This window comes from Longimicrobium sp. (assembly GCA_036377595.1).
Classification (GTDB): Bacteria; Gemmatimonadota; Gemmatimonadetes; order Longimicrobiales; family Longimicrobiaceae; genus Longimicrobium.
The window spans coordinates 39,316-59,164 of record DASUYB010000089.1 but is presented as its reverse complement, the minus strand read 5'-3'; the positions used below and the strand labels follow the sequence as shown (position 1 = coordinate 59,164).

Genomic DNA, 19,849 nt, shown 5'->3' with positions numbered 1-19,849 from the left:
ATTAACCGATCCGAGATCACCGACACGAACCCGGGAAAATCACTGGTTCGAGATGGATACGATGCCTGAGACCAAGACCCGCCAGCCGGTCGCCCGCGCGGCCGAGCCCTCCCACGACGATGCCGGGCTCCGCCAGGACGGAGCGCCCGCCGCGCAGCCCGAGCAGCAGCAGCCGAAGAGCGACGAGGAGCGGCTGCAGGGGCTGGAGCGCGATACGCTGCGGCAGATGATGTACGACATGCTCCTGGCCCGCCGCTTCGAGGAGAAGGCGGCCGAGAGCTACGCGCTGGGGAAGATCGGCGGCTTCTGCCACCTGTACATCGGCCAGGAGGCGGTGGCCATCGGCGCCATCCACGCGCTGCGCGACGACGACTACGTGATGACCGCCTACCGCGAGCACGTGCACGCGCTGCAGAAGGGCGTGGACCCCGGCGCGGTGATGGCCGAGCTGTACGGCCGCGCCGACGGGTGCAGCAAGGGGAAGGGCGGCTCCATGCACATGTTCCGCGCCGACACGGGGTACCTGGGCGGCCACGGCATCGTGGGCGCGCAGATCCCGCTGGCCCTCGGCGTGGCGTGGAAGATCAAGTACAAGCAGGAAGACCGGGTGATGCAGGTCTACTGCGGCGAGGCGGCGGTGAACCAGGGCGCCTTCCACGAGTCGCTGAACATGGCCGCGCTCTGGAAGCTCCCGCTCGTGCTGATCGTGGAGAACAACCGCTTCGGGATGGGCACGGCGTGGGAGCGCGCCGCGTCGCTCTACGATATCTGGCAGAAGGCCAGCGCCTACGCCATGCCGAGCGCCGTCGCCGACGGCATGGACGTGCTCGACATGTACCGCGTGGCTAAGGAAGCCTCGGACCGCGCGCGGGCGGGCGAGGGGCCCACGCTGATCGAGGCGCGCACCTACCGCTACGTGGGCCATTCGATGTCCGACCCCGTCTCCGGCGTCTACCGGACCAAGGAGGACGTGGAGAAGGAGAAGGCGAACGACCCCATCACCATCTTCGGCGAGCTGCTGGCTCGCAACGAGATCCTGAGCCAGAAGGAGCTCGAGGAGATGGACGCCGAGGCCAAGCGCGTCTCCGAGGAGGCCGCCGAGTTCGCCGACAAGTCGCCCGAGCCGGGCGTGGACCAGGTCTACACCGACATCTACGCCGAAGAGGACGTCAACGGCAGGCTCTATTTCGACATGAGGAATCGCTGAACTGAAGTGCCCAGTGCCAAGTGCCCAGTGCCCAGTAACCCCAAACCCGGGAGGCTCGCTTGCCGGTTTCGAGGTTCGAGGACCTGAAAGCATGGCAGAAGGCGAAGCAACTGTGCGTGGACATCTATCGGGTAACCGGCAGCGGCAGGTTCGCGAGGGATTTTGGGTTGAGAGACCAGATCCAGCGCGCATCCGTGTCGGTGATGTCGAACATCGCGGAAGGGTTCGAGCGGAACAGCAAGCCGGAGTTCGCGCGCTTCATCACCTTCGCGCGCGGATCTGCCGGCGAGGTCCGGAGTCAGTTGTATCTGGCGCGCGACCTGGAGTACGTCGGAGAAAAGGATTTCGGTGCCTTGCTGGAGAAGTGCTCGGAAATCACCCGCATGCTCGTCTCTCTGCGTAAATCGCTGGAGAGAGATAAGCAGTTACTGGGCACTGGGCACTTGGCACTGGGCACTTTAACGGAGAGGAATCGCTGACGATGGCGGTGATCACGTATCGCGAGGCGCTGAACCAGGCGCTCGACGAAGAGATGGCGCGCGACCCCGACGTCTTCCTGATGGGCGAGGAAGTGGGCGTGTACAACGGCGCCTACAAGGTGTCGAAGGGGCTGCTGGACAAGTACGGCGAGATGCGCGTGGTCGACACGCCCATCACCGAGCTCGGGTTCGCGGGGCTGGGTGTGGGCGCGGCGATGACGGGGGTGCGGCCGGTGATCGAGTTCATGACCTGGAACTTCGCCATCCTGGCGTTCGACCAGATCTTCAACTCCGCGGCCAAGATGAGGTCGATGAGCGGCGGCCAGTTCAGCATGCCGGTCACCTTCCGCGGCCCCACCGGCGCCGCCCTCCAGCTCGCCGCGCAGCACTCCCAAGCGCTGGAGAGCCAGGTCGCCCACTATCCCGGCGTGAAGGTGGTGGTCCCCGGCACGCCGGCGGACGCCAAGGGGCTGCTCAAGGCCGCCATCCGCGACGACGACCCCGTCTGCGTGTTCGAGGGCGAGATGCTCTACAACCTCAAGGGCGAGGTCCCCGAGGACGACGACTACGTCATCCCGCTCGGGGTCGCCGAGGTGAAGCGCGAGGGGAGCGACGTCTCCATCATCACCCACGGGAAGATGATCCACGTGGCGCTGCAGGCCGCGGGGATGCTGGAGAAGGACGGGGTGAACGCCGAGGTCGTCGATCTCCGCTCCATCCGCCCGCTCGATACCGAGGCGATCCTCAACTCCGTGGGGAAGACGAACCGCGCGGTGCTGCTGGAGGAGGGGTGGCCCCACGGCGGGATCACCGCGACGGTGGCGGCGCTGATCCAGGAGGAGGCGTTCGACCTGCTCGACGCGCCGGTGCTGCGCGTGACCCAGGCCGACGTGCCGATGCCCTACGCCAAGGCGCTGGAGAAGGCGGTGAAGCCCAGCGCCGAGCTGGTGGTGGAGAAGGTGAACCGGGTGCTGTACCGATAAGTGCCCAGTACCCAGTGCCCAGTGCCCAGGAACTGACCTGCGCGCACTGGGCACTGGGCACTTGGCACTGGGCACTTTCTACTGAAAAAGAAGATGGCGACCAAGGTCTACATGGAGGCGCTCTCGCCCACGATGGAGGAAGGGCGCCTGGCCACCTGGCTGAAGAACGAGGGCGACCACGTCAAGGAGGGCGACGTCCTGGCCGAGGTCGAGACCGACAAGGCCACGATGGAGCTGGTGGCCCGCGGCTCGGGCGTGCTGCGTAAGCGCATGCTGAACGAGGGCGACACCGCCAACGTCGGCACCGTCATCGCCGTGATCGCGGGCGCGGACGAGGACGTCTCCGCCCTCACCGGCGGCGGCGAGGCGCAGGCGAGCCAGGCCGCGTCCACCGCCGAGGCGCCGAAGCAGGAGACGGCGGCTATGGCGGAGGGGTCGTCCGACGTCGGCCGCGGCGCGGCTGCGGTGGCTGCCGCGGGGCAGACGGAGGAGGACTCCGAGAGCACGCCGAAGGGCGCGGCACCGACGGCCGCTCCCGCGTCGGGCGCCGCGGAGGCCGGCGCGGCCGCGGGGGGCGACGCGGCGGGGAACGGGCGGGTGAAGGCGTCGCCGCTGGCGCGCAGGATTGCGTCGGAGGCGGGGATGCAGATCGGCAGCGTGCAGGGCTCCGGCCCCGGCGGCCGCATCATCAAGCGTGACGTCGAAGCCGCGATGCAGGGCGGCGCGCAGGCCGAGGCTCCGGCGCCCGCCGAGGCGCGGCCCGAGGCGGCCCCGGCGCCCGCGCCGGTGCAGGCGGGCGCCCCGGGTGCGGGCGACCGCGACCTCCCGCTCTCGCCGATGCGCAAGACCATCGCGAAGCGGCTCACGCAGTCCATCGGCCCGGTGCCGCACTTCTTCCTCACCGTCGAGATCGACATGGGCGAGGCGATGCGGCTGCGCGCGAAGATCAACGACCGCTTCAAGGACGAGGGGGTGAAGGTCAGCCCCAACGACCTGATCATCAAGGCGGTGGCCGCCGCGCTGCGGAAGCATCCATGGGTCAATGCCGCGTGGACGGGCGACGCCATCCGCTTCCACGACGCCGTGCACGTGGGCGTGGCGGTGGCGGTGGACGAGGGCCTCATCACCCCCGTGGTGCGCGACGCGGATCGGAAGGGCGTCACCGAGATCGCCACGGAGGTGCGCGAGCTGGCCGGGCGCGCGCGGGAGAAGAAGCTGAAGCCCGAGGAGTACACGGGCTCCACCTTCTCCATCAGCAACCTGGGGATGTTCGGGATCGAGGAGTTCACCGCGGTGATCAACCCGCCCGAGGCCGCCATCCTGGCCGTCGGCGCCATCTCGCCGAAGGTGGTGGTGGATGAGAACGGCGACATGGCCGTGCGCCAGCGCATGCGCGTGACCCTGTCCTGCGACCACCGCGTGATCGACGGCGCGACTGGCGCCAAGTTCCTGGAGACGCTGAAGAGCTACCTCGAGGAGCCGATGATGATGGTCGCCTGACGGCGATCGCGCGCGGATGCGAAGGGCCCCGGCTGACTGGCCGGGGCCCTTCCGTATTGTTTGATGAGGAATCCCCCACGATGACGTCATCCTGAGGGAGGCGCCGCACCGGCATTGCGTCCGCGCCGGAGCTTGGCGCCGACCGAAGGATCTATCGCCTGCATCCGAGCGACAGCCTGGCTGGTGCTCGGATGCAGGCTATAGATCCCTCGGCCTGCAACCTACGGCGCGGACGCGGTCACGGTCTGGCCGGCCTCGGGATGACGTCTGGCGGTGTATCGCCGCGATCGCATCACCGGCTGCGGATGTGGACGTCGGCGCCGGCGGTGCGGATGACGATGCGATGGCTGCCGTCGCCGGTGCGGCCGGTGGCGCGCACGCGGCGGTGGTCGTCGTCCCAGTCGTCGTCTTCCGTCACCCGCAGCGGGAAATCGCCGTCGATGACCACGTGGCGGCGGTTGCGCTGCGTCGACGTCTCGATCTCGAACTCGGCGCCGATGCCCCGCGGCAGGTACAGCGTCACCTCGCCGCCGCCGGAGGTGATGTCGACGTCGGCACCGCGCACGAGGGTGGCCACGACCGACCCGCCGCCCGTCCGCAGCTCCAGGTCGCCCGCGGCGGAGGCGATGCGCACGTCGCCGCCGCCCGTGCTGGCGCGGACGCCGCCGTCCACCGTGCCGATGGTGATGTCGCCGCCGCCGGTGGAGGCGCGCACGTCGCCGTCGGCCGAGGGGATGTTCACGTCGCCACCGCCCGTCTCGATGGTGCGCCCGCGGCCGCCCGAGGCCGACGCGCGCCGGACCGTGCCGGAGCGCGGCGAATCCTCGTGGGTCACCGATCCGCCGCCGGTGCGCCCATTCACGCTGCCGGTGACGTTGCGGAAGACGACGTTGCCGCCGCCCGTGGACACGTTGCCGTCGAGCCGCGAGTCGGTGACGTTGATGCCACCGCCGCCGGTGCTCAGGTGCGCCTCGCCCGAGACGTTCTCCAGCCGGATGGCGCCGCCGCCGGTGCTGCCGGAGAACTCGCCCTCCAGCCCGCGCACCGACAGGTCGCCGCCGCCGGAACTCATCCGCACCGAGTAGCGCCGCGGCACGTGCACCTCGAAGCGGTTGTCGGTGCTGTAGCTCTCCCGCTCGCCCTCGAAGCTGACGCGGAGCTCCACGCCGTCGCCCGTGGGCCGCGCGGTGACCACCTGCTCGCGCCAGTCGCGGCCGCCCAGCGTGCCCTGCACGTGCACCTCGTCGCGGTCCCACGCCTCCACGCGCACGGAGCCGCCGGGGCGCAGGTCCAGGTTCAGCGTGCCGCCGGGGCGCGCCGGGAAGGTGCGGTCGATGGTGCTTTCCTGTGCCGCGGCGGGCGCGGTGACGATCCCGCCCAGCGTGCAGGCGAGCAGCGCGGCGCGGAGAGAGAGTCTGGTCATTGGAGGGTCCGCGGGTGAATGGAGGGTGTTCGCAGGGGGTTGGATGCGCCACGGCCTGCGGCGGTTTGAATCGACCGGTTTCGCCGCCTCGATCGTCATCCCCATCCGTCCGCCGCGACCATCTTCATCGCGACGGCGGCGCCGCGTCCAGCCGGATCACGACCGCTTCGTTTGCAGCCAGATCGACATCTCCCTCGACCCGCTTTCCTTCGCGCTCCAGCTCCGTCCCCAGCGCCACCGTGCCGCCGGGGTCGCCCTCGCGGCGGCGGAGGGCAGTGGGCGCGGCGCCCAGGTTCATCACCACCAGGAAGTGCGCATCTCCCGCACTGCGGACGTACGCCAGCACGTCGCCGTCGGCGCGGACGGAGCGGTAGGCGCCGACCGCCAGCGCCGGCTCCGCGCGCCGCAGCGCGATCAGCCGGCGGCAGAGCGAGAGCATCGAGCGCGGGTCGTCGCGCTCCGCCTCGACGTTGATCGCCGCGAAGTCGTCGGCGATGGGGAGCCAGGGCTCGCCGGTGGTGAAGCCGGCGTTCGGCGCGGCGCTCCACTGCATCGGCGTGCGCTCGGGGTCGCGGCCGAGGCCCTTGCCGGGGACGTTCTTCTCGAACGGGTCCTGCACCCGGCCGGGGGGGATGGGAACGTCGTGCATCCCGATCTCGTCGCCGTAGTACAGCGTGGGCGTGCCGCGCAGGGTGAGCAGGAGCACGGCGGCCACCCGCGCCTGCTCCGCGCCAACCCGCGTGGCGATGCGGTGCTGGTCGTGGTTCCCCAGCACCCAGTTGGGCCACCCGCCGTCGGGAATGGCCCGGTCGTACTCGTCCACCATCGCCGCGATGCCGCGCGCGTCCCAGCGGGCCTGGATGAGCTGGAAGTTGAAGGGGAGGTGCGCCCCCTTCAGGTCCGCGCCGTAATACGTCACCAGCCGCTCCACGGGGAGGTAGATCTCGCCGATCAGCACGCGCTCGTCGTACTCGTCGAACAGCGCGCGCATGCGGCCGATCACGTCGTGCACCTCGGGGCGGTCGGTGGTGTAGACGGGCGCGAACTGGTGGAACGGGTTGTCGCCTGCGCGGAAGCCGGGGTTCGCGGGGTTGTCGCGGAACTCGTCGTCCTTGATCAGGTGCCAGATCACGTCCACCCGGAACCCGTCGACGCCGCGATCGAGCCAGAAGCGTAGCACGTCGAGCATCGCGTCCACGACCTCGGGGTTGCGCCAGTTGAGGTCGGGCTGCTCGGGGAGGAAGGCGTGGTAGTAATACTGGCCGGTCGCTTCGTCGAACGTCCAAGCCGGGCCGCCGAAGTTGCTCAGCCAGTTGTTGGGCGGCCCGCCATCCGGAGCCGGATCGCGCCAGATGTACCAGTCGCGCTTCGGGTTGTCGCGCGACGAGCGCGATTCCTGGAACCACGGGTGCTGGTCGGACGAGTGGTTGGGGACGAAGTCGAGCAGCACCTTCAGCCCGCGCGCGTGGGCTTCGCGCAGGAGGCGGTCGAAGTCGTCCATGGTGCCGAACAGCGGATGGATGCCGCAGTAGTCCGACACGTCGTAGCCGAAGTCGGCCATGGGGCTGGGGTAGATCGGGCTGATCCACACCGCGTCCACGCCCAGCCAGCGCAGGTGGTCGAGCCTGGAGGTGATACCGGGGAGGTCGCCCACCCCGTCGCCGTCCGAGTCCATGAACGAGCGCGGGTACACCTGGTAGACCACCCCGCGCTGCCACCACAGATACGTCCCGTCCATCCGCCTCCGGCTCCGTGATTGATCTCAGATCTTCTGCGCGGCCCCCGTGAGACCCTCCCCCCGCGGACCCTCCCCCCGCGGACCCTCCCCCCGCGGCTGGGGCCGCGTACCCCCTCCCGATAACGGGAGGGGGTAACTTCGAGCGCGCCGCCGCAGCCCACGGCGCACCTCGATAATCCGGTGCGATGCGATCGTGGCGGCGAATCCCGCTTTCCGCGCCACCATCGCCGCCGCGCTGAGTGGCTCCCCTGCGCAGCGGGGGAGGGGGCCAACCGCGGCGGACCGGATACATCCCAACTCGCTCCGGACCCTGTCCCCGTGCTGAGGTCTCCCCCCTTCTCCTGCAGTTCGGGAGAAGGGGGGTCGGGGGGGATGAGGGCCCGCGCGAAGCGCCCCCGCCGTTCCCCACGCCAATCCCGATGTCAGCTGGGATCGCGATGAAAACCTCACCCCACCTTGCGCAGCTCCGGCAGCACACGCTCGCCGAAGACGTCGATGAAGCGCTCCTGCTCCGCGCGGTTCACGCAATGGAGATCGATCTCCTCGAACCCCATCTCCGCGTCGCCCAGCAGCCATTCGAGATGGCGCGCGGGGTCGGCGGAGATGCGCATCTTCGCCGCCACGTCGTCGCGGCGCACGTGCTGGCCGGCGGCGTCGAAGTGCGCGGGGAGCTTGAGCTCGGCGAGGACCGGGCTGGGGAACATCGCCGCGCGCCACTGCCGCCACGCCGCCTCCAGCGCCTCGTCGTCCGTCCGCGCGAAGGAGAGCTGCGCCTGCAGGTACAGCGGCTTCCCCTCGCCGCCGCCGCGGCGGAACGCGTCGACGATCTCCCGCATCCCGTCCCGCTCGCCGACGATGGTGATCAGCCCGTCGGCCCACGCGCCCGCCCACTCCGCCGTCTCCGCGCTCAGCGCCGCGGCGATCACCTTCGGCGGCTCGGCGGGGCGCACGTAGAGCTTCGCCTCGTCCACGGCGATGCGGCCGCGGTGCGTCACCGTCTCGCCCGCCCAGAGCGCGCGCATGATGTCGACCGCCTCGCGGAGGCGGGCGTTGCGCTCCTCCTTCGGCGGCCACTCGCCGCCCACCACGTGCTCGTTCAGCCGCTCGCCGCTCCCGCACGCCATCCAGAAGCGCCCGGGGAACATCTCCGCCAGCGTGGCCGCCGCCTGGGCGTGCACCGCCGGGTGGTATCTCCATCCCCCCGGCACGGTGACGACGCCGAACGGCAGCTTCGTGGCCTGCAGCGCGGCACCCAGCCAGCTCCACGCGAAGCCGCTCTGCCCCTCCGTCTCGCTCCAGGGCATGTAGTGGTCCGAGCACATGGCGCACTCGAACCCCGCACGCTCCGCCCGGGTGACGAGCCGCAGCAGCTCGCCCGGCGGGTACTGCTCGTGACTGCAGTGGTAGCCGACGCGCATCGCCATCAGCGGGACGTAGCCTTACCGGCGCCGAACGTCTTCACGTGCTCCTCGCCCATCCTCGCTCCTCTGCTCGGTCGCAATGCGCGGTTTTCCGGGCCGCGGACCGCGTGCACGACGCGTACCGGCATCGGGGCTACGGGGAGGGGTTGGATGGAAATCGGTTGGGGGGGGCGAATAAATTCGCGGCAACAACAACACGAAGTCCCCCTGCGGGGACTACCAGCTTCGGCTCAGACCAGAGAGCGGTGCACGCGACGAAGTTCGGTGAGCACCTCTCCGAAATTTGTCGCGCGCACCGGCATTGCGGCCACACCGTGGCCAGTAGTCCGCGAAGGCGGACTTCGTGTAGTTGTTGCAGCGAATTTATTCGCCCGACAGAGGTTGGTCGGGCGGGATCAGTCGCTCTCGCGCGGAACCCGGGTCCGCGTCGGATTCGCGGTGGCGAGGCGGATGGGCTTGCGGGGGAGGAGCCAGAGGAGGGCGGCCGCGGCGAAGACGGGACGCGAGATGCCGGCCACGACGGGGACGACGAGGAGTGCCAGCCAGAGCAGTGCGAAGAGGATCGCGCGGAGGCGGGCGCGGCGGGCGATGCGGGCCTGCTCCTGGCGCTCGGCCATCCCGGTCAGGTCGCCGTGGCGGATGCTGATCTCCACCAGCCCGCCCGCGGACGCGCTCTCCAGCGTCGACAGCCCCAGCCGGAGCGTTGCGCGCGCGAGACGGTAGATGATCGCGGCGGCGCCGATCAGCGCCAGCAGCCCCACGACCGGGTGGGCGATGATGAATTCGATCGTCACCCCACGAACTTCGCCCGCCCGCAGATGCGGCGCAACCGACCGTGCGGCGGGATCTTCGACGGATACCCAGGGCGCGGGGCGCAGAGGACGGTGCGGCCGCGGCATCCCCGCCCCCCTCCCCGCGCTTCGCGCGACCCTCCCCCCAAACCCGACTGGGGGGAGGGTGATTTCATGCCTACCGCGCGAGCGGAATCGTTCGCCCGCCGCCGATCTCCGCGCGCGGGACGACTACTTCGCCGCCGCCAGCGATGCGAACGCGGACGCGGCGGACGGCTTCGGGGACGGTGATGCGGTAGCTGGCGACGGTCCCGTCCGCGTTGCCGATGCGCACGCCCGCGGGGATCACCAGCAGGTTCACCTCGTCGCCGCCGACGACTTCGGCGCCGGCGGACGGGCCCGCGACGGGAACGAGCGTCAGCGCGCCCGCCGCCTGCGGATGCGCGACGTCCACCCGCAGCTCGCTCCCCGCGGGGACGAAGCGCACCTGCGCCGACGTGCGCGTCTGCGGCGCCACCGGAGCGGCCGGCGCCGGTGCGGGCGCGGGGCGCGGCGTGGTCTCCCGGTGCGTGATCGCCGCCCAGCGCGCGCCCAGCCACTGCGCGATCCACGCGCGCGCCGGCGTCGCCATCGCCGCGGCGGCGAGGAGGAGGACGATGGTGGCGGCCGCGCGGAGCCACGTCGCCCGCGGCCGCGCGGGCGCCGGGCGGCGCGCACGCAGCGGGATCACCTCCGGCTCCGTCTTCGCCGATGCGGGCGCGATCGATCCGGGGATGGGGAAGTCCGCCGCCGCCAGCATCGCCGTGAGCCGCTCGCGGCGCAGGCGGACGCGCGCCATCCGCTCGCGGCAGGCGATGCACGTCTCCACGTGCCGGGCGGCGTCGGCGCGCTCGGCGGGGTCCGCCTCGCCGTCCATCAGCCGCAGCAGCAGCCCGTCGTCGGGGTGCGCGTTCGTCAGCGCGTCGGGTGCCATCCGTCCTCCTCGTCCAGCCGCAGCTCGGCGGCAAGCTTGTTCAGCGCGCGGGCCAGCATCGTTCCCACCGACTGGGTGGTGGTGCCCACCGCCTCCGCGATCTCCCGGTACTTGAACCCCTCCTGCTGCATCAGCAGGATCTGCCGCTCGCGCTCGCCCAGCGCGTCCAGCGCCCGCCGCACCTTCGTGCGCACCTCCGCCGTCTCCGCCGCCGCGTCCGGCGCCGGCGGGGCGTCGCCCACCGGGGCGCGCAGGGGCGCGGACTCGAGCAGCCGGCGGCGCCGTCCGCGCGTGCGCAGCGCCATCCACGCCGCGTTCGTCCCCACGCGGAAGAGCCAGGCGCGCGTCTCTCCCGGCGCGGGGGGGCGCTCCATCAGCCGCACGAACGCTTCCTGCGCGGCGTCCTCCGCCACGTCCGCATCTCCCGTCAGGCGCGAGAGATAGCGGAAGAGCGGCGCGTGGTGCTCCGCGAACAGCCCGGCCGCGTCCATCAGAAGGTCACGCGCAGGCCGGCCAGCGGCAGGCGCGGCAGCCCGCGTCCCCACACGTCGTCGGTGCAGCCTCCGTTGCCGTCGGGCGCGCCGTAGCCGCAGCGCTCGTAGCGGATGCTGCGGTGGTAGCGCGCGGGGTTGTCGCGGTCCAGCGCGTTGTGCAGCTGCGCGTACGCGCCGATCCGCATCCCCCCGATCTCCCGCGACCACTCGGCCGACAGGTCCAGGCTGGCGAAGGCCGGCGCGCGCAGCCCCCCAGGCTCGCCCGAGCTCGGGAGCTCCGTCCACTCGCACCCCAGGTTCGGCCGGCAGGTGGCCACGCCGCCGTAGAAGCGGGTGAACGCGCCGCCCGTCCCCGCCGAGAACGCCGCGCCGAGCCGGACGCCGAAGGGCACGCGCACGCGGGCGGCCAGGTCGAGCGTGTGCCGCTGGTCCGTCTCCGCGGGGAAGGCGAATCCTCTCGCGCGCATGGTCGCGCGGCCCCACGAGTACGAGGCGGACGCGGTCCACGGCCCGGCCAGGCGCCGCAGCGAGATCTCCGCCCCGCGCGCGTCCAGCGTTCCCGCCACGAAGCCGCGGCCGATCACCACCCCCGGCTCGGGGTCCCGGACGGCGACGCCGGTCGAGCGCCGCGCGTACCCCGTGACCGAGGCCAGCCAGCCGCCGCCCATCCACCGCTCCGCGCCGACGGTCGCCACGTCGCTGCGCAGCGCGGGGACGTCGCCGCCCGCCAGGAGCCAGAGGTGCTGGGTGATGGCCTGCTCCTGCAGCTCCGGCCCCGCCTGCAGCGTGTGCCAGCTCCGCCCCGCCGCGGCGGAGACGGTCAGCTCTGGCCCCGTCTGCCACCGCGCCGCCGCCCGCGGCGCGATCCGCACGGCGCCCGCGCCGGGGACGCGCTCGCCCGCCTCCACGCGCACGCCCGCCTCGGCGGAGAGGGTGCGCGCCGGCTTCCAGCGCCGCTCGCCCCACGCGTAGACATAGGTCAGCGCCGCGTCGCGATCCACCGTGCGGGGCGGCAGCGACTCGTCGAGCGGGTAGATGGGCGGGCCGTCGTAGCGCGCCTCCTCGCGGACCGCGCCGATTCCCATCGCCCAGGGTGTGACGGTGGATGGAGATACGGCGGGCTCGACGCGCATCTCCGCGAAGCCGTGGCGGACGCTGCTTTCCGCGGCCAGCAGGGTGGGCCAGGAGATGAGGCCGCCGGAGCGCGGCTCCGCGCTGCCGAGGTCGCGCACCTCGGCGCCGAAGCCGCTGCCGCCCAGCGTCGCCCGCGCGTCGAGCCCGCCGAGCGGCGCGCGGAGGGTGGCGCGCGCGGCGAGACTGCCCCACGTGGGCGTGCTCTCGCGCAGCCAGTCGCTCTGCGGGCCGTCGCCCACCACGTCGCGCTGCCAGAGCGCGCTCGCCTCGACGCCGCTTCGATCCCCCAGCCGCAGGTCGTACCGCGCGGCCACGTCGGCGAAGTGGCGGGTGACCCAGACTTCCTCGTCGCGACTGTGCTTCTCCACCTGCTGCGTCAGCGTCCCGAAGTGGCTGCTGCGCGCGGCGATCATCCACGACTGCGGCCCCGCGCGCCCGTCCAGCGCCAGCCGCGCGCTGGCCAGCGACAGCTCGCCCGCCGCGGCGACCGGCCCGCGCTCGCCGCCCCGGCGCGAGGTGACGTCGAGCGTGGCCGCCGCGCCGCCGCCGGTGGACAGCGGCTGCGCGCCGGGGTGGAGCGCGGCGGCGCCGACGGCGTCGGTATTGGGCCCGGAGAAGAGGCCGGAGGAGTGGACGGGGTTGAAGAGCGGCAGCCCGTCGAAGTAGACGCGCGTGTGGTCCCACGAGCCGCCGCGCGTCCACAGCTCCGCGCTGTAGTCGTCGCGCGCGGAGACGCCGGGAAGGCGCTGCAGGGTCCGGAAGAGGTCGCTCTCCGCCAGCGGCACCGCCTCGTCCACGTCGGCGCGGGTCAGCACGCGGACGTCGGGGGCCAGGTTCGTCCGCTGCCGCCGCCGCTCGGCCTCCATCCGCGCCTCGCCCGCCGCGTCCGCGGCTCCCTCGCGCGCGGCGAACGGGTTGGCGGGCGCGGCCGGGATGCTGCCGGTGGCCGCGATGGGCTGGAGCCGCACCGGCTGCACCTGCAGGCCGAGGGAGACGGACGCGCTCGCCGCGCCCTGCAGCACCACGTCCACCGAGCCGGCCACGTAGCCGATGCGCTGCACCCGCAGCGTGTACTCGCCGGCCGTCACCCCGTCGAACGCGTACCGCCCCGCCGCGTCGGTGCGCGTGGACCGCGCGGCGCCGCCCGCCCGCGCCTCCAGCGCCACGGACGCGCCGGCCAGCGGCAGCTCGCTCTGCGCGTCCACGATGCTGCCGGACACCGCGCCCGCCACCGGCCGCGCCTGCGTCACCGCCTGCGCGCCCAGCGGCGGCCCGGCGGCGGCGGACGCGATCACCAGCGAGACGAGGATGGAAGAAACCTTCACCGTTGATCCGGATTCGATGTTCGATGCCGCGTCCGCGTCCGGACCCGGCGGAGACTGAATGCGCGACGGCTGATCTTTATGACCGGGGATGATATCGGGGGGCCTGTGATCGCGCTCCCGCAACGATGTCATCCTGAGGGAGGCGCCGCGCCCAACTCGCGTCCACACCCCGACTTGGCGCCGACCGAAGGATCTACTCGATCCCGCGGAGATGTTTGCGCTACCGGGCGGAGCTTCCGGCCGCGTCGGCTGGATCCTTCGGGCGCGCGGACATCCGCGCGGTGGACGCGCCGGCGCATGCGCCCTCAGGATGACACCCGAGGGGGTGTCCGCGCCGGCACCATCATCCTCACCGCGCCTCGCCCGCCGACGTGCGGGCGAGGTAGACGGCCTCGGTCTCCCACGGCTGCGCGCGGTACGGCACCACGGCGCCCAGCCCGGCGAGCGCCGGCGCGTTGATCCCCAGGTCGATCCAGCGGTGGAGACCGCGGCTCCAGCGCGCGCGGTCCATCAGCGCGGCCTCGGCGGGGGCGGCCCAGAGGATGAACGACTGGTCGTACTGGATCACGTGCACGCGCTCGTGCGCCCCGGTGCGCTCGGCCCGCAGCGAGTCGCCGCCCTGGCGCACCTGCACCACGCCGGCCAGGTGCCGCCCGTCGTATCCCACCTCCTCCAGCGCCCCGGGCACGCGGAAGACCAGCGCGCCCGACGACAGGCTCTCGCGCGCGTCGAAGCGCGAGCCGCGCGCGGTGGCCGCGAACGCCGCGGCGGCCACCGCGGCCAGGTCGACCCGCGCGCGCACCGCCGGCCCCTCGCCGCGCGGGGCCAGGTACACGCGCACGGGGCCGACGGGAAGCACCAGCCGGTCGAGCGCGCCGCGCCCCGCCGCCGCGTTGGCGGAGATCGACGACCCCACGGCCGCCACCTCGCGCCCCGCGAACCCGGCGCCCTCCACGTGCTCCGCGGCGATCCGCTTCCCCGCGTACGTCACCGCGCCGCCCGCCGCGCCCCCCGCGAACGCGCGCAGGAACGGCCGTCCCCGCAGCCGCGCGCCGATCCCCGCCGTAACGCCGCCGATCAGCGCGTTCCCCGCCAGCGACAGCGCCTCGCCGCGCACGCTGGGCGGGGCACAGTGCTCGCACTGCGCGCGCGCCTCCGCCGCCGGCGGCAACAGGAGGAACAGGGCGATCACGGCGGAGGCGCGGCGGGATGGAAGCATCGGCATGCGCGTACGAGGGGAGGGAGCGGCGGTTCCGTTTCCCCTGCAATGCCCCGCGCATGGGTTCTATGACAAACGAGTCGGCCGCCCTTAAAATCTCCCAAACAGCCTCGCGCGGTTTGCGAGGCTTCCCATCTCCTGTAGCCGCGGCTTCAGCCGCCCGTCCCCCGAGGCGGACCGACAGCAGAATGTCCAATCTTCCGGTGACGGGTCATAAAAATCCGCGGTGGCGAATTCTACAGGTCGAAGGGCGGCGCCGCCCCGGGCCCCGGTACCGAGACCATCTTCCCGAACGCTATCTTCAAGAGGCGACCCATATGCCCAAGCTCCGTATTGCCGCCGTGGCGGCCCTCGTGCTGGCCCTCCCCGCCTGCCAGAACGCCCTGAGCGACGCCCCCGACGGGCCCCTGACCGGCACGTGGCGGTACACGGCCACCGAGTACAGGATGTTCCCCTACACCATCCCGAACATGCACTGCCACGCGGAGATCACCCTCCATCTGCGGCAGAACGGGTCCCACGTCTTCGGCGAGTCCGAGCCGGCGCCCCGCATCTGCGTGCACCCGGTGACCGGGAAGCCCGACACGCTGAACTCCGAGGCGTGGCGGATGGAGGGCGAGGTGGAGAACGGGCGGGTGCACTTCTCCTTCTCGGGCGACTGGCACAGCTTCGGCGAGCTCCACCCGACGCAGATCGAGGGCTACCTCGAGGCGTACGAGGGCCTCGCCAGAGACCAGCCGATCCCGGCCACGCGCAGCGGCCACTTCGTCCTGACGAAGACCTCGGACGTGGGATACGACGGCCCGGAGGACTTCTAGCCTCCACCGCGGCAACGAGAACGGGCCCGGCGCGGGATGCGCCGGGCCCGTCTTCTCGTTCCCGATCGGCGGAGATCAGATCCGCTTGCCGATGTCCAGCACCTCGGCGACCACCGGGTGGCGGCCCCAGCGCTCGGCCTCGCGGCAGGAGTCGACGTACAGGTCGATCTTGTTGCCGTTGATGGCGCCGCCCGTGTCCATGATCACGAAGATGCCGATCAGCTCGCCGTTCGGCCGGCTCACCCGCACCACCGAGCCCAGCGGCAGCACGCGCGGGTCGCCCGCCGCCATCCCGTCGCGGGTGCGGACGCCGGTGCGCATGTGCCCCTTCAGGCAGTACATGGTGGAGCTCATCTCCATCCGCTGGCGCACCGGGAACGCCTCGGCCGCCGCCTGCTCCACGCGCCCCTGCATCTGCGCCGTCACCTCGTCGGTGATCTGCTGGCGCATGCGCGCCACCAGCTGCGCGTCGAGCTCGGCCAGCGTGGCGGGCTGGGCGGGCGCGGGCGCCGCGGCGGCGGGCTGCGGATCGGGTGCGGGGGTCTGCAGGACGGCGGCCTGCGCGGCGGAGACGAAGGAGCTCGATCCGGCGGGCTCTGCGGCGGTGCGGGTGCGCGGCGCGCAGGCCCATTCGGCCAGGGCCGTGGCGGAGATCAGCAGCACGAAGGCGGGAGCCATCACCTTCGCGGGCCGCAGCCGTCTTCGCGGCTGATTGGTATCGTGGTCGACGCGGTTCGTGATCATTTCCCCTCCGGGAACAGGTTTCGGATCCACCCCACCACGCTTCCGCCCGAAACCGCAACGGTGGCGCGGCGCTCCCCTCACCATGTCCAGACCGGCAGTGCTTCACCACGCGCCGCCGAGTTCGCGTCGCCCGGGTGGTCCATGGCGGGGTGGGGAAGCGCGCGTATAGTACGTCCCCAATGGAGACGCCGCAATGAAATGATCCGCATGTTTCCCCTCTGCGACGGTTTGCTGGAGCAGATGCGAGATGGATCGCGCACGCTTCCTGCGATGGAAAACGGCAAGCGAGAGATGCCGTAACTACAACGGAGGAAACGAGATGGGCAAGCGTAGACGGATCCTGAACCTGGCGAAGCGGGCCGGGCTTACGTTCCTGGCGCTGGAGGGCCTCCAGGCGGCGGCCGTCGCGGGCGCCAGCCGCTGGGCGGGGAAGAAGCTGCGCGACAAGGACCACCGCGCGCTGCGCCTGACCGGCCACGCGCTGACCACCGCCGCGGCGCTGGTCCCCATCGCCCGCTACGCCCGCCGCCGCTTCGCCTGAAAGGGCGGGGCAGGGGGATGAAGAAGCGGCGCCGGGAGACGGTTCTCCCGGCACCGCTCGCAGTTCCTCGCATGGCCATCGCTCCAGACCTCCATCGCACACCGCAACCCGCGTCGGCGCAAGCTTCTAGCCCGACAGGCATCTGTTTCGATCGACGTCTTCACCAAGAGGAGATGGAATTTTTGCGGTAGATGCGTCTTGACGAAGAAAAATTTTAGATTAGTCTAAATAAAGACTTCGGACCTGTTGATACCCATGCGCCTGACTGCCACCGTCGAAGACTATCTCAAGGCCCTGCTGGCGCTCGCCAACCGGGCCGAGGAGGCGCGCACGGTGGTGCTGGCCGACCTGCTGGGCGTGAGCGCGGCGGCGGCCACAGCCATGCTGAAGCGCCTGGCCGAGGCCGGCCTGGTGGACTACGAGCCGTATCACGGCGCCCGGCTCACCCTGCGCGGGCGCCACGAGGCCGTCCGCGTGCTGCGGCGGCACCGGATCCTGGAAACCTTCCTGGTGCGCACCCTCGGCTTCCGCCCCGACGCCGTGCATCCCGAGGCCGAGCGGCTGGAGCACGCCGCGTCGGACGAGCTCGTCGAGGCGATGGCGCGCTTCCTCGGCAGTCCCGAGCACGACCCGCACGGCGCGCCGATCCCTGCCCGCCCGGGTGCGGTGCGGAGGACGGTGCCGGACATCATGGGAGCCGCGCCCGGCGCGGCCTGAACGAGAGAGGAACGATGTACGTGGACGACGGCCCCACCGCCGGAGTCGAGCCGGCGCTTTCTACCCCCGGGCTCACCCGCCGCGAGCTGCTGCGCGCGGGCGTGCTGGGCGGCGCCGCGCTGGCCACCGCCGCCGGCGCACTGGCGCTTCCCCGGCACGCCGCCGCCGCCGGGTTGGCGGGCGTAGTGACCGGCGGCGGCCACCTGGGCGCGCATGGCTCGCACGAGAGCATGATGGCCGTGGGCGAGCTGCGGCCGGGCGGGTTCGACCCGGCGGCGTTCCTGGGCCACTTCGACGGCGGCAAGGTGTCGCGCCTGGCCTCGGGGCAGACGCTGCGCGAGTACGAGATCGTGGCGATGGAGCGCGAGATCGAGGTGGCGCCGGGCGTCTTCTTCCCCGCGTGGACGTACAACGGCCAGGTGCCGGGGCCCACCATCCGCTGCACCGAGGGCGACCGCCTGCGCGTGCGCTTCGCCAACGCCGGCAGCCACCCGCACACCATCCACTTCCACGGCATCCACCCCGCCGGGATGGACGGCTCGTTCGAGATCGTGCCGCCGGGGGGGAGCTTCCTCTACGAGTTCGACGCCGAGCCCTTCGGCCTCCACCTCTACCACTGCCACGCCGTTCCCCTCAAGCGCCATCTGCACAAGGGGCTGTACGGCACCTTCATCATCGACCCCCGCGGCGGCCGCCCCCCGGCGCGCGAGCTGGTGATGGTGATGAACGGCTTCGACACCAACCTCGACGGCGAGAACGAGGTTTACGCGGTGAACACGGTGGCGCACCACTACCAGAAGCACCCCATCCCCGTGCGCCTGGGCGAGCTGGTGCGGCTGTACCTGGTGAACGTGACCGAGTTCGACCTGATCAACTCGCTGCACCTGCACGGGAACCTGTTCCGCTGCTACCGCACGGGGACAGACCTGGAGCGCTACGAGTACACCGACACGGTGATGCTCTGCCAGGGCGAGCGCGCCGTGCTGGAGTTCTCGTTCAAGTACCCGGGGAAGTACATGTTCCACGCGCACCAGAGCGAGTTCGCCGAGCTCGGGTGGACGGGCGTGTTCGACGTCCGGGAGGAGCCCCATGCCTGAGACGCTGACGGCGCCGCCCGGGCCGCGCGGAGAGGCCGCGCCTCCCGCGCCGGGCCCGCGGCGCGCGCTCCCGGGGTGGGCGAAGGGCGCCGGCCCGCTCCTCCTGCTGGCCGTGCTGGTGCTGGCCTTCCTGCGCTTCGGCCCGGTCGGCGTGTTCCGCAAGGGCTTTCCGCCCGTCGAGGAGCTCACGGTGGAGCGGATCACCCTTCCCCGGCCGGGCGAGCTGCGCGTGTCGGTGGTCAACAGCGGGCCCGAGCCCGTGACCATCGCGCAGGTGCTGGTGGACGACGCGGCGTGGGCGCACTCGCTCGACGGCGGCCGCACCCTGGGCCGGCTGGAGCGGCGCACCGTGACCATCCCCTATCCCTGGGTGGAGGGCGAGCCGGTGGCGGTGAAGCTGGTGACCGCCACCGGGCTGACCTTCGACGGCGAGGTGGCGGTGGCCACCGAGACGCCGCGGGCCAGCGGCCGCTTCGTGGGCACCTTCGCGCTGCTGGGGATCTACGCGGGGGTGATCCCCGTCTTCCTGGGGCTGCTCTGGCTCCCCTTCCTGCGCACGCTCGAGCGCCGCTGGGTCGACTTCTTCCTGAGCCTGACGGTGGGGCTGCTGGTGTTCCTGGGGGTCGACGCGCTGGGCGAGGCGCTGGAGTTCGCGGGGCGCGTTCCCGGTCCGTACCAGGGAACCGGGCTGGTGCTGCTGGGGGTGGCGGGCACGCCGCTGGCACTGGGCGCGCTGGGGCGGCGCGGCAGGTCCGGCGCGGGCGCCGCCACGCCGTGGGCCGTGGCCACGCTGGTGGCGGCGGGGATCGGGCTGCACAACCTGGGCGAGGGGCTGCTGATCGGGAGCGCCTACGCCACGGGCGAGATCGCGCTGGGCACCTTCCTGGTGGTGGGCTTCCTGATCCACAACACCACCGAGGGGCTGGGGATCGTGGCCCCGCTCGCGCGCGAGCGGCCGGCGCCGGGCCGCCTGCTGCTGCTGGGCGCGCTGGCGGGGGTGCCCACGGTGGTGGGCGCGTGGATCGGCGGCTTCACCCACTCGCCGTTCTGGACCACGCTGTTCTTTGCCGTGGGCGTGGGCGCCATCGCGCAGGTGGTGTTCGTGCTCTGGCGCATGCTGGCCGGGCGCGAGGGCGGCGCGCTCCTGCGCCCGCTGAACGCGGCCGGGCTGCTGGCCGGCCTGCTGGTGATGTACGCCACCGGGCTGCTCGTGCCCGCCTGAACCCACGTTTCCGGGAACGCCTG

The 19,849-nt window shown here is 72.2% G+C and carries 18 protein-coding genes; 9 read left to right on the top strand and 9 right to left on the bottom strand.

Annotated features, from left to right (window positions below; genetic code table 11):
* Positions 1-61 precede the first annotated feature (61 nt).
* The 4 genes from pdhA (at position 62) to VF092_12975 (ending at position 4,169) form a co-directional block, all read left to right on the top strand.
* Positions 62-1,207: a pyruvate dehydrogenase (acetyl-transferring) E1 component subunit alpha gene (gene pdhA, locus VF092_12990; GenBank protein HEX6748204.1), complete on the top strand. Its 1,146-nt coding sequence runs from the start codon at positions 62-64 to the stop codon at positions 1,205-1,207.
* 59 nt (positions 1,208-1,266) lie between these two features.
* Positions 1,267-1,686 (top strand): four helix bundle protein, encoded by a 420-nt coding sequence (locus tag VF092_12985; GenBank protein ID HEX6748203.1) that lies wholly within the window; start codon positions 1,267-1,269, stop codon positions 1,684-1,686.
* A 2-nt stretch (positions 1,687-1,688) separates the two neighbouring features.
* A complete protein-coding gene (locus VF092_12980; GenBank protein HEX6748202.1) occupies positions 1,689-2,669 on the top strand; it encodes a pyruvate dehydrogenase complex E1 component subunit beta in 981 nt (326 codons plus the stop codon).
* Positions 2,670-2,762: 93 nt separating this feature from the next.
* Positions 2,763-4,169, top strand: a complete 1,407-nt coding sequence (locus tag VF092_12975; GenBank protein HEX6748201.1) for a pyruvate dehydrogenase complex dihydrolipoamide acetyltransferase — start codon at positions 2,763-2,765, stop codon at positions 4,167-4,169.
* 292 nt (positions 4,170-4,461) lie between these two features.
* On the opposite strand, the gene VF092_12970 is transcribed toward VF092_12975, so the two are convergent.
* From VF092_12970 to VF092_12935, 8 genes are all read right to left on the bottom strand, one after another.
* Complete coding sequence (locus VF092_12970; protein HEX6748200.1) at positions 4,462-5,592, bottom strand: DUF4097 family beta strand repeat-containing protein; 1,131 nt, start codon at positions 5,590-5,592, stop codon at positions 4,462-4,464.
* A 124-nt stretch (positions 5,593-5,716) separates the two neighbouring features.
* On the bottom strand, positions 5,717-7,330 hold the full coding sequence (locus VF092_12965; protein ID HEX6748199.1) for an alpha-amylase family glycosyl hydrolase: 1,614 nt from the start codon (positions 7,328-7,330) through the stop codon (positions 5,717-5,719).
* Between the two features lie 446 nt (positions 7,331-7,776).
* Complete coding sequence (locus tag VF092_12960; protein HEX6748198.1) at positions 7,777-8,754, bottom strand: TIGR03885 family FMN-dependent LLM class oxidoreductase; 978 nt, start codon at positions 8,752-8,754, stop codon at positions 7,777-7,779.
* 392 nt (positions 8,755-9,146) lie between these two features.
* Positions 9,147-9,545: a hypothetical protein gene (locus tag VF092_12955; GenBank protein HEX6748197.1), complete on the bottom strand. Its 399-nt coding sequence runs from the start codon at positions 9,543-9,545 to the stop codon at positions 9,147-9,149.
* A 175-nt stretch (positions 9,546-9,720) separates the two neighbouring features.
* A complete protein-coding gene (locus VF092_12950) occupies positions 9,721-10,515 on the bottom strand; it encodes a hypothetical protein (GenBank protein ID HEX6748196.1) in 795 nt (264 codons plus the stop codon).
* Positions 10,497-11,006, bottom strand: coding sequence for a sigma-70 family RNA polymerase sigma factor (locus VF092_12945; protein HEX6748195.1), 510 nt, complete (start codon positions 11,004-11,006; stop codon positions 10,497-10,499). Before VF092_12945 ends, VF092_12950 begins: the two co-directional genes overlap by 19 nt.
* Positions 11,006-13,468, bottom strand: coding sequence for a TonB-dependent receptor (locus VF092_12940; protein HEX6748194.1), 2,463 nt, complete (start codon positions 13,466-13,468; stop codon positions 11,006-11,008). The genes VF092_12945 and VF092_12940 overlap by 1 nt, the downstream gene beginning before the upstream one ends.
* A gap of 349 nt (positions 13,469-13,817) precedes the next feature.
* Positions 13,818-14,687 (bottom strand): hypothetical protein, encoded by an 870-nt coding sequence (locus VF092_12935; protein ID HEX6748193.1) that lies wholly within the window; start codon positions 14,685-14,687, stop codon positions 13,818-13,820.
* 317 nt (positions 14,688-15,004) lie between these two features.
* On the opposite strand from VF092_12935, the gene VF092_12930 reads away from it, so the two are divergent.
* A complete protein-coding gene (locus tag VF092_12930; GenBank protein ID HEX6748192.1) occupies positions 15,005-15,505 on the top strand; it encodes a hypothetical protein in 501 nt (166 codons plus the stop codon).
* A 75-nt stretch (positions 15,506-15,580) separates the two neighbouring features.
* On the opposite strand, the gene VF092_12925 is transcribed toward VF092_12930, so the two are convergent.
* On the bottom strand, positions 15,581-16,249 hold the full coding sequence (locus VF092_12925; protein ID HEX6748191.1) for a 3D domain-containing protein: 669 nt from the start codon (positions 16,247-16,249) through the stop codon (positions 15,581-15,583).
* A gap of 319 nt (positions 16,250-16,568) precedes the next feature.
* Between VF092_12925 and VF092_12920 the strand changes: the two genes are divergently transcribed.
* The 4 genes from VF092_12920 to VF092_12905 all read left to right on the top strand — a co-directional run bounded on the left by VF092_12920 (position 16,569) and on the right by VF092_12905 (position 19,826).
* Positions 16,569-16,790 (top strand): hypothetical protein, encoded by a 222-nt coding sequence (locus tag VF092_12920; GenBank protein HEX6748190.1) that lies wholly within the window; start codon positions 16,569-16,571, stop codon positions 16,788-16,790.
* Positions 16,791-17,045: 255 nt separating this feature from the next.
* The gene (locus VF092_12915; protein HEX6748189.1) at positions 17,046-17,507 is read left to right on the top strand and encodes a metal-dependent transcriptional regulator; all 462 of its coding nucleotides are present in this window, start codon (positions 17,046-17,048) and stop codon (positions 17,505-17,507) included.
* A gap of 14 nt (positions 17,508-17,521) precedes the next feature.
* The gene (locus VF092_12910; protein HEX6748188.1) at positions 17,522-18,604 is read left to right on the top strand and encodes a multicopper oxidase domain-containing protein; all 1,083 of its coding nucleotides are present in this window, start codon (positions 17,522-17,524) and stop codon (positions 18,602-18,604) included.
* On the top strand, positions 18,597-19,826 hold the full coding sequence (locus VF092_12905) for a hypothetical protein (protein ID HEX6748187.1): 1,230 nt from the start codon (positions 18,597-18,599) through the stop codon (positions 19,824-19,826). The genes VF092_12910 and VF092_12905 overlap by 8 nt, the downstream gene beginning before the upstream one ends.
* Positions 19,827-19,849 lie beyond the last annotated feature (23 nt).

Coding starts and splice junctions, on each gene's coding strand:
- pdhA (HEX6748204.1), top strand. CDS start 62: ATGCCTGAGACCAAGACCCGCCAGCCGGTCGCCCGCGCGGCCGAGCCC.
- VF092_12980 (HEX6748202.1), top strand. CDS start 1,689: ATGGCGGTGATCACGTATCGCGAGGCGCTGAACCAGGCGCTCGACGAA.
- VF092_12975 (HEX6748201.1), top strand. CDS start 2,763: ATGGCGACCAAGGTCTACATGGAGGCGCTCTCGCCCACGATGGAGGAA.
- VF092_12970 (HEX6748200.1), bottom strand. CDS start 5,592: ATGACCAGACTCTCTCTCCGCGCCGCGCTGCTCGCCTGCACGCTGGGC.
- VF092_12965 (HEX6748199.1), bottom strand. CDS start 7,330: ATGGACGGGACGTATCTGTGGTGGCAGCGCGGGGTGGTCTACCAGGTG.
- VF092_12960 (HEX6748198.1), bottom strand. CDS start 8,754: ATGGCGATGCGCGTCGGCTACCACTGCAGTCACGAGCAGTACCCGCCG.
- VF092_12950 (HEX6748196.1), bottom strand. CDS start 10,515: ATGGCACCCGACGCGCTGACGAACGCGCACCCCGACGACGGGCTGCTG.
- VF092_12945 (HEX6748195.1), bottom strand. CDS start 11,006: ATGGACGCGGCCGGGCTGTTCGCGGAGCACCACGCGCCGCTCTTCCGC.
- VF092_12935 (HEX6748193.1), bottom strand. CDS start 14,687: ATGCTTCCATCCCGCCGCGCCTCCGCCGTGATCGCCCTGTTCCTCCTG.
- VF092_12930 (HEX6748192.1), top strand. CDS start 15,005: ATGCCCAAGCTCCGTATTGCCGCCGTGGCGGCCCTCGTGCTGGCCCTC.
- VF092_12925 (HEX6748191.1), bottom strand. CDS start 16,249: ATGATCACGAACCGCGTCGACCACGATACCAATCAGCCGCGAAGACGG.
- VF092_12920 (HEX6748190.1), top strand. CDS start 16,569: ATGGGCAAGCGTAGACGGATCCTGAACCTGGCGAAGCGGGCCGGGCTT.
- VF092_12915 (HEX6748189.1), top strand. CDS start 17,046: ATGCGCCTGACTGCCACCGTCGAAGACTATCTCAAGGCCCTGCTGGCG.
- VF092_12910 (HEX6748188.1), top strand. CDS start 17,522: ATGTACGTGGACGACGGCCCCACCGCCGGAGTCGAGCCGGCGCTTTCT.
- VF092_12905 (HEX6748187.1), top strand. CDS start 18,597: ATGCCTGAGACGCTGACGGCGCCGCCCGGGCCGCGCGGAGAGGCCGCG.